15 protein-coding genes and 1 pseudogene are annotated in these 14,527 nt (G+C 63.1%); 10 read left to right on the forward strand and 6 right to left on the reverse strand.

The features are described 5' to 3' along the window. Nucleotides 1–132 precede the first annotated feature (132 nt). Nucleotides 133–1,272: an MFS transporter gene (locus tag DN387_RS09750; protein WP_043859849.1), complete on the reverse strand. Its 1,140-nt coding sequence runs from the start codon at nt 1,270–1,272 to the stop codon at nt 133–135. A gap of 118 nt (nt 1,273–1,390) precedes the next feature. Beyond that, on the reverse strand, nt 1,391–2,884 hold the full coding sequence (locus tag DN387_RS09755; protein ID WP_043859850.1) for an aldehyde dehydrogenase: 1,494 nt from the start codon (nt 2,882–2,884) through the stop codon (nt 1,391–1,393). A gap of 193 nt (nt 2,885–3,077) precedes the next feature. On the opposite strand from DN387_RS09755, the gene DN387_RS09760 reads away from it, so the two are divergent. Both DN387_RS09760 and DN387_RS09765 read left to right on the forward strand, forming a co-directional pair. Next, nucleotides 3,078–3,440, forward strand: coding sequence for a cupin domain-containing protein (locus DN387_RS09760; RefSeq protein WP_043859851.1), 363 nt, complete (start codon nt 3,078–3,080; stop codon nt 3,438–3,440). A gap of 135 nt (nt 3,441–3,575) precedes the next feature. After that, a complete protein-coding gene (locus tag DN387_RS09765; RefSeq protein ID WP_054916677.1) occupies nt 3,576–3,779 on the forward strand; it encodes a hypothetical protein in 204 nt (67 codons plus the stop codon). 68 nt (nt 3,780–3,847) lie between these two features. Here the strand turns inward: DN387_RS09765 and rpmG are convergent, their stop codons facing one another. Then, nucleotides 3,848–4,003 (reverse strand): 50S ribosomal protein L33, encoded by a 156-nt coding sequence (gene rpmG / locus DN387_RS09770; protein WP_010225867.1) that lies wholly within the window; start codon nt 4,001–4,003, stop codon nt 3,848–3,850. Nucleotides 4,004–4,014: 11 nt separating this feature from the next. Continuing rightward, a complete protein-coding gene (gene rpmB, locus DN387_RS09775; protein ID WP_043859852.1) occupies nt 4,015–4,251 on the reverse strand; it encodes a 50S ribosomal protein L28 in 237 nt (78 codons plus the stop codon). A 362-nt stretch (nt 4,252–4,613) separates the two neighbouring features. On the opposite strand from rpmB, the gene DN387_RS09780 reads away from it, so the two are divergent. Together DN387_RS09780 and DN387_RS09785 are read left to right on the forward strand one after the other, a co-directional pair. After that, nucleotides 4,614–6,203: an ABC transporter substrate-binding protein gene (locus DN387_RS09780; protein ID WP_054916672.1), complete on the forward strand. Its 1,590-nt coding sequence runs from the start codon at nt 4,614–4,616 to the stop codon at nt 6,201–6,203. A 148-nt stretch (nt 6,204–6,351) separates the two neighbouring features. Then, nucleotides 6,352–7,158, forward strand: a complete 807-nt coding sequence (locus DN387_RS09785; protein ID WP_054916673.1) for a hypothetical protein — start codon at nt 6,352–6,354, stop codon at nt 7,156–7,158. A 21-nt stretch (nt 7,159–7,179) separates the two neighbouring features. On the opposite strand, the gene radC is transcribed toward DN387_RS09785, so the two are convergent. Further along, nucleotides 7,180–7,860: a DNA repair protein RadC gene (radC, locus tag DN387_RS09790; protein ID WP_054916674.1), complete on the reverse strand. Its 681-nt coding sequence runs from the start codon at nt 7,858–7,860 to the stop codon at nt 7,180–7,182. A gap of 135 nt (nt 7,861–7,995) precedes the next feature. On the opposite strand from radC, the gene coaBC reads away from it, so the two are divergent. The 5 genes and pseudogenes from coaBC (at nt 7,996) to argB (ending at nt 12,857) form a co-directional block, all read left to right on the forward strand. After that, nucleotides 7,996–9,204 carry a bifunctional phosphopantothenoylcysteine decarboxylase/phosphopantothenate--cysteine ligase CoaBC gene (gene coaBC, locus DN387_RS09795; protein WP_043859856.1) on the forward strand — a complete coding sequence of 403 codons (1,209 nt, stop codon included), beginning with the start codon at nt 7,996–7,998 and terminating at the stop codon, nt 9,202–9,204. A 6-nt stretch (nt 9,205–9,210) separates the two neighbouring features. Continuing rightward, nucleotides 9,211–9,666 carry a dUTP diphosphatase gene (gene dut, locus DN387_RS09800; protein ID WP_043859857.1) on the forward strand — a complete coding sequence of 152 codons (456 nt, stop codon included), beginning with the start codon at nt 9,211–9,213 and terminating at the stop codon, nt 9,664–9,666. After that, complete coding sequence (locus tag DN387_RS09805) at nt 9,663–10,376, forward strand: hypothetical protein (protein WP_043859858.1); 714 nt, start codon at nt 9,663–9,665, stop codon at nt 10,374–10,376. The genes dut and DN387_RS09805 overlap by 4 nt, the downstream gene beginning before the upstream one ends. Before the next feature lie 175 nt (nt 10,377–10,551). Further along, a pseudogene (locus DN387_RS09810) lies at nt 10,552–11,922 on the forward strand (phosphomannomutase/phosphoglucomutase); the annotation flags it as partial. Nucleotides 11,923–11,951: 29 nt separating this feature from the next. Continuing rightward, on the forward strand, nt 11,952–12,857 hold the full coding sequence (argB, locus tag DN387_RS09815; protein WP_043859860.1) for an acetylglutamate kinase: 906 nt from the start codon (nt 11,952–11,954) through the stop codon (nt 12,855–12,857). A gap of 86 nt (nt 12,858–12,943) precedes the next feature. Here the strand turns inward: argB and pyrE are convergent, their stop codons facing one another. Then, entirely contained in the window at nt 12,944–13,585 is a 642-nt protein-coding gene (gene pyrE / locus DN387_RS09820) for an orotate phosphoribosyltransferase (protein ID WP_043859861.1), read from the reverse strand. An 80-nt stretch (nt 13,586–13,665) separates the two neighbouring features. Between pyrE and DN387_RS09825 the strand changes: the two genes are divergently transcribed. Then, the gene (locus DN387_RS09825; RefSeq protein WP_043859862.1) at nt 13,666–14,445 is read left to right on the forward strand and encodes an exodeoxyribonuclease III; all 780 of its coding nucleotides are present in this window, start codon (nt 13,666–13,668) and stop codon (nt 14,443–14,445) included. The last annotated feature ends 82 nt before the right edge of the window (nt 14,446–14,527 follow it).

The raw sequence follows: 14,527 nt of genomic DNA on the forward strand, positions 1-14,527 counted from the left end.
GAGTATGGCCCGCAGCAATGTATGCACAGGTTTATCCACATTTTGGTGCGCAAGAAGTTGCGCAGCTGGGTAAAAGATGAAATCCCCTGAGAAGAGCACTCCTCGAGGGGATTCAACCGGTACAAAGCGGCCCTAGGCCGTGGCAGGCTCGAAGGCATTCGGCCGCATCGCCAACAGCACCAGCCCGAACGCGCCCGCCGCCATCAGCAGCGGCAACGCATGCCCGCTCACCCACTGGCTACCGGCCCCAGCAGCCAATGGCCCGATCAGGCAGCCGATGCCCCACAGCTGCGCCACGTGGGCGTTGGCGCGCACCAGCGCATCATCGCGATAGCGTTCGCCGATCAGGATCAGCGACAGGGTGAACAGGCCACCGGCACTGGCGCCGAACAGCACCCACAATGGCCAGATCGCCGGCGTGTGCATCAGCACCGGAATGGCCAGGCTCGACACCAGCAGGGTCATGGCGCATCCGGTGAACAGCGTACGGCGAGACATGTAGTCGGCCAGCGCCCCGATCGGCAGTTGCAGCACCGCATCGCCCACCACCACGGTACTGACCATGAACAGCGCCAGCTCGGTGGTGAAGCCCTGCTGCAGGCAGTACACCGGCAACAGGGTGAGGATCATCGCCTCGAACGCGGCGAACAGCGCAATGGCCCAGGCGATTACCGGCAAGCGCCGGCAGAAGCCCACCAGGTCACGCAGGCCCACACCACAGGCTTCAGCGCTGGGCGCCCCGCTGCGGCCGATCAGCACCAGCGGTGCCACCACCAGCAACCCGGCCCCGATCCAGAAGCCCAGGTCATCCTCCGAACCCAGCACGCCCAGCAGCAGCGGCCCGGCCAGCTGGCTGAGGGCATAGCTGCTGCCATACAGCGCCACCAGGCGGCCACGCCATTGCTCGACCACCAGCTGGTTGATCCAGCTTTCGCCAAGGATGAACACGATGGTCAGGATCACCCCGATCAGCAGGCGCAACGCCAGCCACACCGGATAGCTGGGCAGCAGCGCCAGCAGGCCGATGGACAACGCACCGGCCAGCAGGCACAGGCGCATCAGCGTGGCGGTGCCGAAATACGCCGCCAGGCGGCTGGACAGGCTGGCGCCAACCAGCACGCCAATTGCCGGCATCGCCGCCATCACGCCAATGGCAAAGCTGCCATAGCCCCAGCTCTCCAGACGCAGCGATACCAACGGCATGCTCACGCCCAGGGCAAGGCCGACGCTCAGAACCGACGACAGCACGGCGAAGTAGGTAGCCCAACGCATGTGTACTTCCTCGCAGAATGATGGATCGCCACAAGCAACACAGCCGGGCCTGCGCTAACGCAGGGCCCGGCTGTGGCGCGGATCGCTCGGGGCGCGGCACCAGGCCGCGCCCATGACCTTACAGCTTGATCCAGGTGGCCTTGAGCTCGGTGTACTTGTCCAGTGCGTGCAGCGACTTGTCACGGCCGTTGCCCGACTGCTTGAAGCCACCGAACGGCGCAGTCATGTCGCCACCGTCGTACTGGTTGACCCACACGCTGCCGGCACGCAAGGCCTTGGCGGTCTTGTGCGCCTTGCTGATGTCGGCGGTCCATACACCTGCGGCCAGGCCGTAAGGGGTGTCGTTGGCGATCTGGATGGCTTCTTCGACGCTGTCGAAGGTGATCACCGACAGTACCGGGCCGAAGATCTCTTCCTTGGCAATACGCATGGCGTTGCTCACGCCGTCGAAGATGGTCGGTTCGACATAGGTGCCGCCGGTTTCTTCGAGGATGCGCTTGCCGCCCACCAGCAGCTTGGCGCCATCGGTGTGGCCAGCCTCGATGTAGGACAGCACGGTGTTCATCTGCTGGGTGTCGACCAGGGCACCAACGGTGGTGGCCGGGTCCAGCGGGTTGCCAGGCTTCCAGGCCTTGAGGGCCTCCAGTACCAGCGGCAGGAATTTGTCCTTGATCGAGCGCTCGACCAGCAGACGCGAACCTGCGGTGCACACTTCGCCCTGGTTGAAGGCGATGGCACTTGCCGCGGCGGCGGCAGCGGCGTTCAGGTCCGGGGCATCGGCGAACACGATGTTCGGGCTCTTGCCGCCGGCTTCCAGCCACACGCGCTTCATGTTCGATTCGCCGGCGTAGATCATCAGCTGCTTGGCGATCTTGGTCGAGCCGGTGAACACCAGGGTATCGACGTCCATGTGCAGGGCCAGAGCCTTGCCGACGGTGTGGCCGTAGCCAGGCAGCACGTTCAGCACGCCGGCCGGGATACCGGCCTCGATGGCCAGCTGGGCGATGCGGATGGCGGTCAGCGGGGACTTCTCGGACGGCTTGAGCACCACCGAGTTACCGGTGGCCAGCGCCGGGCCGAGTTTCCAGCTGGCCATCAGCAGGGGGAAGTTCCACGGCACGATGGCCGCCACCACACCCACAGGCTCGCGGGTTACCAGGCCTAGCTGGTCGTGCGGGGTGGCCGCGACTTCGTCGTAGATCTTGTCGATGGCTTCGCCGTTCCAGCTCAGTGCCTGGGCAGCGCCCGGCACGTCGATGTTCAGCGAGTCGTTGATCGGCTTGCCCATGTCGAGGGTTTCGAGCAGGGCCAGCTCCTCGACGTTCTGCTTGAGCAGCGCGGCGAAACGGATCAGGGTAGCCTTGCGCTTGGCCGGGGCCAGGCGTGACCACACGCCGGACTCGAAGGTGGCGCGGGCGTTTTCCACGGCGCGCTGGGCGTCGGCCTCGTCGCAGCTGGCGACCTGCGCCAGAAGGCGTCCGTCAACCGGGCTCAGGCACTCGAACGTGGCGTTGGAAACGGCGGCGGTGTATTCACCATTGATGAAAGCACGGCCTTCGATCTTGAGTTGCTGGGCACGCTGTTCCCAGTCCGCACGAGTCAGGGTGGTCATACGAAACTCCTCCTGTTGTTGAAATGCAGCGCCGCACGAGGGGCCAGGGCGCTGTCAGAATACGGCCGGAGCGATTGTCGCTCTACGGCACTCGACACCCTAAACTCTGGCACCTGAATTATCAATATATTTGACAATACATGGCCAAATGCCTAGTGATGTGCACTTTATTTAACAATCAGGGGACCCAAACATGAATATCCAGCAGATTGTCGATTTCGCACAGGTTCTGACCGAGGCCGAGCGCTACCGCCCGGCTGCCGAAAAAGTGCTCAAGGGCGACCCGGAGCAGGCGGTCTACAACCATTACGCCAGCCCTTGCGGGCAATTCGCCGCTGGCGTGTGGGAGGGAGCGCCCGGGCAATGGACCGTCAATTACACTGAACACGAATACTGCGAGATCGTGCACGGCGTATCGGTGCTGCGCGACGAAGAAGGCAACGCCAAGACCCTGCGCACCGGTGACCGCTTCGTGATCCCGGCCGGCTTCAAGGGCACCTGGGAGGTGCTGGAGACCTGCCGCAAGATCTACGTGATGTTCGAGCCCAAGGCATAGGCCATAGATAGATACCGCCGCGCCAGCCCTCCCTGGCGCGAGCATGGCGAGGTCCTTATCCGGACCCACCTGAACTCAAGGAGCCTCACCATGCAAAAGGATCAACCTGTCGTCTGCCCCATCGAAGCGTTGCAGCTGAGCAACGACGAAGTGCTCACCTGCATCGGCCGCCTGGTCGGCACCCGCTACGTGCCGACCGTGAAGGCCTACATCAGCGAACTGACCGGGCGCCAGCGCGTGGTCGGCATCGGCGAGATGTCGACCCGCGAAATGGACCCGCAACGCGTGAACATCAGCGGCAACGAGGCGGGCCTGATCAGCGGTTTCCATTTCGGCTGAACAGAAAATCGCCATAAAAAAAGGCCCGCATCGTGAGATGCGGGCCTTTTTTCGTAAGCCGGGATCAATTACTTGATCTTGGCTTCCTTGTAGATCACGTGCTTGCGAACAACCGGATCGAATTTTTTGATTTCGATTTTGTCCGGAGTGGTGCGCTTGTTCTTGTCGGTGGTGTAGAAGTGGCCGGTATTAGCGGTCGACACCAGACGGATCAATTCACGCATGATTTTCTCCCTTAGACCTTGGCGCCGTTACGGCGAATTTCGACCAGAACGGCATCGATGCCGCGCTTGTCGATGATACGCATGCCTTTGGCAGAAACGCGCAGACGCACGAAACGCTTCTCCGACTCGACCCAGAAGCGGTGATGCTGCAGGTTCGGCAGGAAACGACGACGGGTTTTGTTATTCGCGTGGGAAATGTTATTCCCGGTTACCGGACCCTTACCGGTAACTTGACAGACTCTCGACATGCCTCAGCCCTCTAAAACCACATGCCCAACCCGGCATGGGTTGGCCGCTTAATCTCTCAGTCTTTGGCGCCAGGCGCCGTGTTTCTTCAGGGTCTTATCGGCAAGATCTGCAGATGCGACAAACCGAGCCCCTAGAAAAGAGCGCTGCTTTATACCAGAAAGGCCGGGGTACAACAACATTTGATGTGATCGCACGATGCATGAATCAACCCAGGCCGCCCGGATGCAGGGCTTCCAGCGACAAAACCGCTCGTCGCAATATTCCTTGAAAAAGGAGTTGGCCATTTACGGCCTTGCGCACTAGGGTAGGAGTTTTCCAGACTGCACGGGCAGATGGGCCATTGATCAGCCAAGGAGTCACCATGCGTCGTGCCGCTTTACCCCTGTTGCTCGCAGCGCTGCTAAGCCCCGCACTGGCCCAGGCAGGCGCCTTGAGCGTATGTACCGAGGCCAGCCCCGAAGGCTTTGACGTGGTGCAGTACAACGCGCTGACCACCACCAATGCTTCTGCCGATGTGCTCATGAACCGGCTGGTGGAATTCGACGCCACCAGCGGCAAGGTGGTGCCGAGCCTGGCCGAAAGCTGGACGGTATCGGCCGACGGCCTGGTCTACGACTTCAAGCTGCGCCCGGGGGTAAAGTTTCACAGTACGCCGTACTTCAAGCCCAGCCGCGTGCTGAACGCCGACGACGTGCTGTTCAGCTTCCAGCGCATGCTCTACCCCGCCCACTCCTGGCACAAGATCACCCAGAGCGGCTACCCGCATGCCCAGTCGTTGCAGCTGCCTAGCCTGATCAAGCAGGTGGAGGCACCCGATCCGCTGAGCGTGCGCTTTACCCTCGACCATCCGGACGCGACCTTCCTCGCCACCCTGAGCATGGGCTTCGCCTCGATCTATTCGGCCGAATACGCCGACCAGTTGCTCAAGGCCGGCACCCCGGAGAAGCTCAACAGCCAGCCGATCGGCACCGGCCCGTTCGTGTTCCAGCGTTTCCAGAAGGACGCGGTGATCCGCTACCGCGCCAATGCCGACTATTTTGCCGGCAAGCCGAGCGTCGACCCGCTGATTTTCGCGATCACCCCCGACGCCAACGTGCGCCTGCAGAAACTGCGGCGCAACGAGTGCCAGATCGCCCTGTCGCCCAAGCCGCTGGACGTTGCGGCAGCCGCCGAAGACGCAAACCTGAAGGTCGAGAAGACCGAGGCGTTCATGACCGCGTTCGTCGCGATCAACAGCCAGCACCCGCCGCTGGACAAGGTCGAGGTACGGCAGGCGATCAACCTGGCGTTCGACAAGACCAGCTACCTCAAGGCCGTGTTCGAAGGCACCGCAGTCGCCGCTGAAGGCCCCCTGCCGCCCAACACCTGGAGCTACGCCAAGGACTTGCCGGGTTACCCGACCGACGCGACCAAAGCCAAGGCGCTGCTGGTCAAGGCCGGGTTGCCGGACGGCTTCAGCACCACAATCTGGACGCGCCCTTCGGGAAGCCTGCTCAACCCCAACCCGAGCCTGGGGGCACAACTGCTGCAGGCAGACCTGGCGAAGGTCGGCATCAAGGCCGAGATTCGCGTGATCGAATGGGGCGAGCTGATCCGCCGTGCCAAGGCCGGTGAGCACGATTTGCTGTTCATGGGCTGGGCCGGCGACAACGGCGACCCCGACAACTTCCTCAGCCCGCAGTTTGCCTGCCCGGCAGTCGAGTCGGGGACCAACTTCGCGCGGTACTGCGACAAGCGCCTGGACCAGTTGATCAGTGCCGGCAAGACCACCAACGACCAGAGCGTGCGCAGCCGCCTGTACCAGCAGGCCCAGGGGCTGATCCAGCAGCAGGCACTGTGGCTGCCACTGGCGCACCCCACGGCAGCGGTGCTGATGCGCAAGGATGTGGAGGGCTACACGGTCAGCCCGTTCGGCCGGCAGGACTTTGCCACGGTGAAGACCGCACGCTGAACGACTCGCGCCTGCAGGCTCCTGACAGCGTCCTCTGGTAGCCCGAAGGACACTGCAGCAGCCTGCAGCGCGTGTTCAGGCCGCCAGGTGACTCTCGCCATCGACTTACGATGGTTGCCCAGCGAACCGCACCGTACGGATAGCCGCATTGGATATTGAATACTGGATCGAAGCGGCTATCGCCGGCCTCACCGTGGCACTGATACTCGGCCCGGTGGTCTTCGGCGCACTGCTTCTCTACATTGCTACCCAGCGATTGGCCGAAGCACTCGAGCACCTTCACAACTCGCCGCTGGTTGACGCTCATCGGTACAGCCTCAACCTGGGCCTGCGCCAACGATTCAGGGCAGTGGGCGACATCGCCGGCCTGTTGGCCTACCCCGATTGCCCGGTCGAGTTCGGGGGCCTGAGCGCAGAGGACATCAAGCGCTTCCCCGGCAACCTCAGAACGCTGCTGGTTCTTAGCCACCACCTCAGGCTGGCAATGCTGGCCGTTCTGGTGCTGCTGGCCCTTGCCCTGCAGGTGCTCAAAGCCGTTCAGCACCAGGGCGAGCCGACGGAGTTCGGGCTCGGCGGGTATTCACCCTATTGGCTGCCCCTTGCACTGCAACTGCCTTGCATCGCCGGCCTGGGGTGGGTCGCCACCCAGTACGCACAGGCTGGCATGCGCTACATGACCAGTGCATCCCGGTACCTTGCCAACTGCAAGGCGGTGGTGAATCGACAGCGCCCGGTGATGTACAACACCGTGTTTGGCAGAATCGTGTTTACCGTATGCATCGCTGCGCTTCTGGCTCATGCGAAGCTCTTCATCAGAACAGGATCGCTGCAGGCCGCAGACGTGGAGTCCTTTCCAGCCACGATCAGAACCGAGCTTGTGGTGCGTCACTACCTGCTGCTGGCTTCGGTTGTCGGGCTGGCTGCGTCGTTTGTTGCAACAAAGCTGATCGACTAGTACCGCCCACGCACAGCAGCGTCAGGCAGCGAACAAGCCCCGCTCCACCATCGACAATGGCTCCCCATCGCCGATGATGATGTGATCCAGCACCCGCACCTCGATCAGGCCCAGGGCTTTCTGCAAGCGCAGGGTCAGATTGATATCTGCCTGGCTTGGCTCGGAAACACCTGACGGATGATTGTGGCAAAGGATCAATGCTGCGGCATTTCTGGCCAACGCCCGCTTGACGACTTCCCGAGGGTAGACGTTGGCACTGCTGATGGACCCGCGGAACAACGCCTCGAACCCTAGAGGACGGTGCTTGTTGTCCAGGTACAGACAGCCGAACACCTCGCTTTCTTCATGACGCAGCATCGATTTCAGGTAACGCCGGACCGCCCCCGGGCTCTGCAACGCCGGGTCGCGGATGATGGTTTCGGCCAAGTGCCGGCGCCCAATTTCCATCACCGCCTGCAGTTGCGCATACTTCGCCGGGCCCAGCCCCAGCTCACGCTGAAACGTCGGCTGATCGGCCTCCAGCAGTTGCCGCAAGCCGCCAAACTGCTGCAACAGGTGGCGCGCCAGGTCCACCGCGCTCTTGCCTGCCACACCGGTGCGCAGGAACACCGCCAGCAACTCGGCGTCCGACAGGCTCGCGGCCCCTCGCTCCAGCAACTTCTCCCGCGGGCGTTCCGCCGACGGCCAATCCCTGATACCCATAGCTGTCCCTCTGTCTGTGTGTGGCTGCTCCCCATTTCAGCCCTGTGCTATCGTAGCCCCCTCTTTTTACGCGACGATTCGGCCTGGGGAGGCGTCGTCGCCGCGTGCAAACACTGATCAAAGAAAGGCAAGCCTATGCAGCGGCTGTATCGGAAACGCATCGTTCTTGGCGTCGGCGGCGGCATTGCTGCCTACAAGAGCGCCGAGCTGGTTCGCCGACTCCTGGAGCACGGCGCGCAAGTGCGCGTCGTCATGACCCACGGCGGGGCCGAATTCATCACCCCGCTGACCATGCAGGCCCTGTCCGGGCACCCCGTGCACATGGACCTGCTCGACCCTGCCGCCGAAGCGGCGATGGGCCATATCGAACTGGCCAAGTGGGCCGACCTGGTGCTGATCGCACCTGCCACCGCCGACCTGATCGCGCGCCTGGCGCAAGGCGTTGCCAACGATCTGCTGACCACCCTGGTACTGGCTACCGACGCCACCGTGGCGTTGGCACCGGCCATGAACCAGGCCATGTGGCGCGACCCGGCCACCCAGGCCAACTTGCAGCTGCTGCAAAGCCGCGACATCCAGGTGTTCGGCCCGGCCTCCGGCAGCCAGGCCTGTGGCGACGTGGGCCTTGGCCGCATGCTCGAAGCCACCGACCTGGCCTGGTGCGCCGCCGAAACCTTCAAGCGCCAGTCGCTGACCGGCAAGCACGTGCTGATTACCGCAGGCCCGACCCAGGAAAACATCGACCCGGTGCGCTACATCACCAATCATAGCTCGGGGAAGATGGGCTTTGCCCTGGCCGAAGCGGCGGTGGAAGCCGGTGCTCGGGTAACCCTGGTGACAGGGCCGGTGCACCTGCCCACACCCGACCGGGTGACCCGTATCGACGTGGTGAGCGCGCGGGACATGCTCGCCGCGTGCGAAGCGGCGATCCCGTGCGATGTGTTCATCGCATCGGCTGCGGTTGCGGACTACCGCCCCGAAGTCGTCGCCCCGCAAAAGCTCAAGAAAGACCCTACGACAGGTGACGGCCTGCTGCTGCAGATGGTGCGCAACCCGGACATTCTGGCCACCATCGCCACCCGCCCCGACCGCCCGTTCAGCGTCGGCTTTGCCGCCGAGACCGAACACCTGCTCGATTACGCCGCGCGCAAGCTCAAGGACAAGAACCTCGACCTGATCGTCGCCAATGACGTGGCCAACCCCAGCATCGGCTTCAACAGCGAGGAGAACGCCTGCAGCGTGATCGATCGCCAACTTCAAGCAACACTCTTTGCACAGACCAGCAAGGGCAAGATCGCCCGTCAGCTGGTAGCCTTCATCGCCGAACGTCTCAGCCAGGTTTAACTCTGCATGCACGCCTTACAAGCCAAGATTCTCGATCCGCGCCTTGGCAGCGAATTCCCGCTGCCGCAATACGCCACCCCCGGTTCTGCCGGCCTCGACCTGCGCGCCATGCTCAAGGAAGAGACCGTCCTGGAGCCGGGCCAGACCATACTGATCCCTACCGGCCTGTCGATCTACGTCGGCGACCCGGGCCTGGCCGCGCTGATCCTTCCGCGCTCGGGCCTGGGCCACAAGCACGGCATCGTGCTGGGCAATCTGGTCGGCCTGATCGATTCGGACTACCAGGGCGAGCTGATGGTGTCGTGCTGGAACCGCGGCCAGACCCCTTTCACCATCGCCATCGGCGAGCGCATTGCGCAACTGGTGCTGGTACCGGTGGTACAGGCGCACTTCGACATCGTCGAAACCTTCGACGAAACCCAGCGTGGCGCTGGCGGCTTCGGCCATTCGGGCAGCCATTGAACAACGCGCGAGCCCTGCTGCCAGGCCTGTATTGGGGCCTGGCCGGCATGCTCGTCGCCGGGCTCGCGGTGTGGCTGACGCTGGTAATCCCTCTGCAACGCGAGCAACGTAACCTGCAGACGTATTTTCCGGCCTTCGGGCTGGTCATTGCGCTCGACCAGCAGATCGCCCGTCTGGTGTCCGAGGTCGACACCGTGGCCCGCCATCCGGCCCTGCTTGCCGCTGCCAAGGCGGCTGACGCCCGCCAGGCGCGCCAGGTGCTGGACGACTTCAGCTACCTCGAAGGGTTGGTCAGCAGTCGGTTGCTCACGCCCGGCCAGGCCAGGCGCGAGAGCCTCCACGACCGCTCACTCAGCCCGCCATTGCTGGACATGATCGGACGAGCCGAACGCGGGGTACCACCGAACCTGGAGGCCCACCCGACCAACGGGCAACTGCATATCCACAGTGTCACGCCCATTCGAGGCAGTGCGACAGGCCCGGTGCAGGCCGTGCTGCTCATGACTTTCGAGCTGCAACGTGTAAGTGCTGCTCTGAAAATAGACATGCCGGAAATCGGCAAGGCCAGCCTCGTGCAAGGCGTGTTCGACGACCCTCAGGCCGTACTGGCCAGCGCAGGCGAAAGTGATAGCCCGGCAATAACCCCGATAGGGACCTTCAACGATGCATGGAGCCTGCACTTTCAGCCCGGGGCGATCTTCCAGAGGTGATCGACGGATGAATCGCCCGGCTCAAGAACTCTATGTCGAAAATGCCGTCAAAGCCGGACATCTTTTAGCCGCGCGGCGCGCCGGGTGCCTGCAGCGCATGCGACCGTCGACCCAACATAGCCCCTTCCAATTGGAGTTTCCCCAGGTGAGCAACATGGAACGCATGACCCCGAACCTCCCCGCCAGCATCTTCCGCGCCTACGATATCCGAGGTGTGGTCGGCGAAGGCCTCACCGCCGAAACCGCCTACTGGATCGGCCGCGCCATCGGTGCACAGAGCCTGGCCCAGGGCGAGCCGCATGTATCGGTTGGCCGCGACGGTCGCCTGTCCGGCCCGATGCTGGTCGAGCAACTGATCAAGGGCCTGGTCGAGGCCGGGTGCAAGGTCAGCGACGTCGGCCTGGTGCCCACGCCAGCCCTGTACTACGCCGCCAACGTGCTGGCCGGCAAGTCCGGGGTGATGCTCACCGGCAGCCACAACCCGCCGAACTACAACGGCTTCAAGATCGTCATCGCTGGCGACACCCTGGCCAATGAGCAGATCCAGGCCCTCCTGATCCGCCTGCAGACCAACGACCTCACCCGCGGCGAAGGCAGCGTCGAGAAGGTCGAGATCCTGGACCGCTACTTCACCCAGATCACCGGCGACATCAAGCTGGCGAAGAAGCTCAAGGTGGCGGTGGACTGCGGCAACGGCGCCGCCGGGGTGATCGCCCCGCAGCTGATCGAGGCGCTGGGCTGCGAGATGATCCCGCTGTTCTGCGAGGTCGACGGCAACTTCCCCAACCACCACCCCGACCCGGGCAAGCCGGAAAACCTGGTGGACCTGATCGCCAAGGTCAAGGAAAGCGGCGCCGACCTGGGCCTGGCCTTCGACGGTGACGGCGACCGTGTCGGCGTAGTGACCAACACCGGCAACATCGTCTACCCCGATCGCCTGCTGATGCTGTTCGCCCAGGACGTGCTGGCGCGCAACCCGGGCGCCGAGATCATCTTCGACGTCAAATGCACCCGCCGCCTGACCCCGCTGATCGAACAGTACGGCGGCCGCGCGCTGATGTGGAAGACAGGTCACTCGTTGATCAAGAAGAAGATGAAGCAGACTGGCGCCCTGCTGGCCGGCGAGATGAGCGGGCATATCTTCATCAAGGAGCGCTGGTACGGTTTCGACGACGGCATCTACAGCGCCGCGCGCCTGCTGGAGATCCTGAGCAAGGCCGATAGCGATGCCGAAACGCTGTTCGCGGCGTTCCCGAACGATATTTGTACCCCTGAAATCAACATTGATGTGACGGACGAGGGTAAATTCAGCATCATTGAGGCACTGCAACGCGACGCCGACTGGGGCCAAGACGCCAACCTGACCACCATCGATGGTGTACGGGTCGACTACCCCAACGGCTGGGGCCTGGTTCGCGCCTCCAACACCACGCCGGTGCTGGTACTGCGCTTCGAGGCCGACAGCGAAGCCGAGCTGCAGCGAATCAAGGACGTGTTCCTTGCCCAGCTCAAGCGCGCAGCCCCTGATCTGCAACCAACGTTCTGACCGACCCCTTGTTCCAACTGGAGCCCTGCATGACCCTTGATCGTGATGCCGCCACCCATGTCGCCCAGGTACTGTCCGAAGCGCTGCCCTACATCCGCCGCTTTGTCGGCAAGACGCTGGTGATCAAGTACGGCGGCAACGCGATGGAGAGCGAAGAGCTCAAGACCGGCTTCGCCCGCGACGTGGTGCTGATGAAGGCAGTCGGCATCAACCCGGTGGTGGTGCACGGCGGCGGCCCGCAGATCGGCGACCTGCTCAAGCGCCTGTCCATCGAAAGCCGGTTTGTCGATGGCATGCGCGTCACTGATGCGCAGACCATGGACGTGGTGGAGATGGTGCTCGGCGGCCAGGTGAACAAGGACATCGTCAACCTGATCAACCGTCATGGCGGCAGCGCCATCGGTCTGACCGGCAAGGACGCCGAGCTGATTCGCGCCAGGAAGCTCACCGTCACCCGCCAGACGCCAGAGATGACCAGCCCTGAAATCATCGACATCGGTCATGTGGGCGAAGTGGTCGGGGTGAACACCGACCTGCTGAACATGCTGGTCAAGGGCGACTTCATCCCGGTGATCGCGCCAATCGGCGTGGGTGCCAACGGCGAGTCGTACAACATCAACGCGGACCTGGTGGCAGGCAAGGTGGCCGAAGCGCTCAAGGCCGAGAAGCTGATGCTGCTGACCAACATCGCCGGCCTGATGGACAAGCAGGGCACCGTGCTCACCGGCCTGACCACCGAGCAGGTTGACGAACTGATCGCGGACGGCACCATCTACGGCGGCATGCTGCCCAAGATCCGTTGCGCACTGGAAGCAGTACAGGGCGGCGTGCACAGCTCGCACATCATCGACGGCCGCGTGCCGAATGCGGTGCTGCTGGAGATCTTCACCGACAGCGGCGTGGGTACCCTGATTACCAATCACGAACCCCGCTGAGGAATCCGCCGGCAAGGCCGGCTCCTACAGGAGCGGGCCACCACAGGTACAAAAAAGGCGACCCGCGGGTCGCCTTTTTGTTTGCCTCAGATACCGTACTGGGCCCGGTAGGCCTCGACGGCCGGCAAGTGCTGCTTGAGCGCCGGGTCATCGGCGAGGAACTGCAGCACCTGGGTCAGCGATACGATGCTGACCACCGGAATGCCGAAGTCACGCTCCACTTCCTGGATCGCCGACAGGTCGCCGTTGCCACGCTCCTGGCGATTCATCGCGATCAGTACGCCCGCCGCCCTGGCCTGCTGGCCCTGGATGATCTGCATCACCTCGCGGATGGCCGTGCCGGCAGTGATCACGTCGTCGATGATCAGCACGTCGCCTGCCAGTGGCGAGCCCACCAGGCTGCCACCCTCGCCGTGCGCCTTGGCTTCCTTGCGGTTGAAGCACCACGGCACATCCAGCCCATGGTGCTCGGCCAGTTGCACCGCCGTCGCGGCAGCCAGGGGGATGCCCTTGTAGGCCGGGCCGAACAGCACGTCGAACGGGATCTTGCTGTCGACGATCGCCGCCGCATAGAACCGACCGAGCTGAGCCAGGGCAGCGCCACTGTTGAACAGGCCGGCGTTGAAGAAATACGGGCTGATGCGGCCCGACTTGAGGGTGAACTCACCGAAGCGCAGAACCCCACGATCGATGGCAAAACGAATGAATTCGCGCTGATACGGCTGCATGAAGAGTCCCGGCTACCACAGATTTAGCTAAATGAGTACAGCTCGGGTATCATACACGCACGAGATTTTTGGGGCCATTTATGCGGATCATCAGTGTGAACGTTAATGGCATTCAGGCTGCAGTCGAGCGTGGTTTGCTCAGCTGGCTACAAGCCCAGAATGCCGACGTCATCTGCCTTCAGGATACCCGCGCCTCGGCCTTTGAACTCGACGACCCAGCTTTCCAGCTCGATGGCTACTTCCTTTATGCCTGCGATGCAGAAGTTCCAGCCCAAGGCGGCGTGGCACTCTACTCGCGTTTGCAGCCCAAGGCAGTCATCAGCGGCCTGGGCTTCGAGACAGCCGATCGCTACGGGCGTTACCTGCAGGCAGATTTCGACAAAGTCAGTATTGCCACCTTGCTGTTGCCTTCGGGCATGAACGGTGACGAAGACCTCAACCAGAAATTCAAGTTGATGGACGACTTCGGCAAATACCTGGACAAGCAGCGCCGCAAGCGTCGCGAGTACATCTACTGCGGCTCACTGTATGTGGCGCAGCAGAAGCTCGACGTGAAGAACTGGCGCGACGGCCAGCAGTCGCCGGGTTTCCTGGCGCCAGAGCGGGCCTGGATGGACGAGATCGTCGGCAACATGGGCTATGTGGATGCGTTGCGCGAAGTCAGCCGTGAGGGCGACCAGTACAGCTGGTGGCCGGACAACGAGCAGGCCGAGATGCTCAACCTGGGCTGGCGTTTCGACTACCAGTTGCTGACCCCGGGCCTGCGCCGCTTCGTACGAAGCGCTCGCCTGCCGCGTCAGCCACGCTTCTCCCAGCATGCGCCACTGATCGTGGACTATGACTGGACGCTGACGATCTGATCGCTCAGCCACAAAAAAGCCGACTGCGTGTCGGCTTTTTCGTATCTGGCCTTTGGGCCCTTTCGCCAGCAAGGCCGGCTCC

This window comes from Pseudomonas sp. FBF18 (genome assembly GCF_024261405.1).
GTDB classification, from domain to species: domain Bacteria; phylum Pseudomonadota; class Gammaproteobacteria; order Pseudomonadales; family Pseudomonadaceae; genus Aquipseudomonas; species Aquipseudomonas palmensis.

Coding starts and splice junctions, on each gene's coding strand:
- DN387_RS09750 (WP_043859849.1), bottom strand. CDS start 1,272: ATGCGTTGGGCTACCTACTTCGCCGTGCTGTCGTCGGTTCTGAGCGTC.
- DN387_RS09755 (WP_043859850.1), bottom strand. CDS start 2,884: ATGACCACCCTGACTCGTGCGGACTGGGAACAGCGTGCCCAGCAACTC.
- DN387_RS09760 (WP_043859851.1), top strand. CDS start 3,078: ATGAATATCCAGCAGATTGTCGATTTCGCACAGGTTCTGACCGAGGCC.
- rpmG (WP_010225867.1), bottom strand. CDS start 4,003: ATGCGTGAATTGATCCGTCTGGTGTCGACCGCTAATACCGGCCACTTC.
- rpmB (WP_043859852.1), bottom strand. CDS start 4,251: ATGTCGAGAGTCTGTCAAGTTACCGGTAAGGGTCCGGTAACCGGGAAT.
- DN387_RS09780 (WP_054916672.1), top strand. CDS start 4,614: ATGCGTCGTGCCGCTTTACCCCTGTTGCTCGCAGCGCTGCTAAGCCCC.
- radC (WP_054916674.1), bottom strand. CDS start 7,860: ATGGGTATCAGGGATTGGCCGTCGGCGGAACGCCCGCGGGAGAAGTTG.
- coaBC (WP_043859856.1), top strand. CDS start 7,996: ATGCAGCGGCTGTATCGGAAACGCATCGTTCTTGGCGTCGGCGGCGGC.
- dut (WP_043859857.1), top strand. CDS start 9,211: ATGCACGCCTTACAAGCCAAGATTCTCGATCCGCGCCTTGGCAGCGAA.
- argB (WP_043859860.1), top strand. CDS start 11,952: ATGACCCTTGATCGTGATGCCGCCACCCATGTCGCCCAGGTACTGTCC.
- pyrE (WP_043859861.1), bottom strand. CDS start 13,585: ATGCAGCCGTATCAGCGCGAATTCATTCGTTTTGCCATCGATCGTGGG.
- DN387_RS09825 (WP_043859862.1), top strand. CDS start 13,666: ATGCGGATCATCAGTGTGAACGTTAATGGCATTCAGGCTGCAGTCGAG.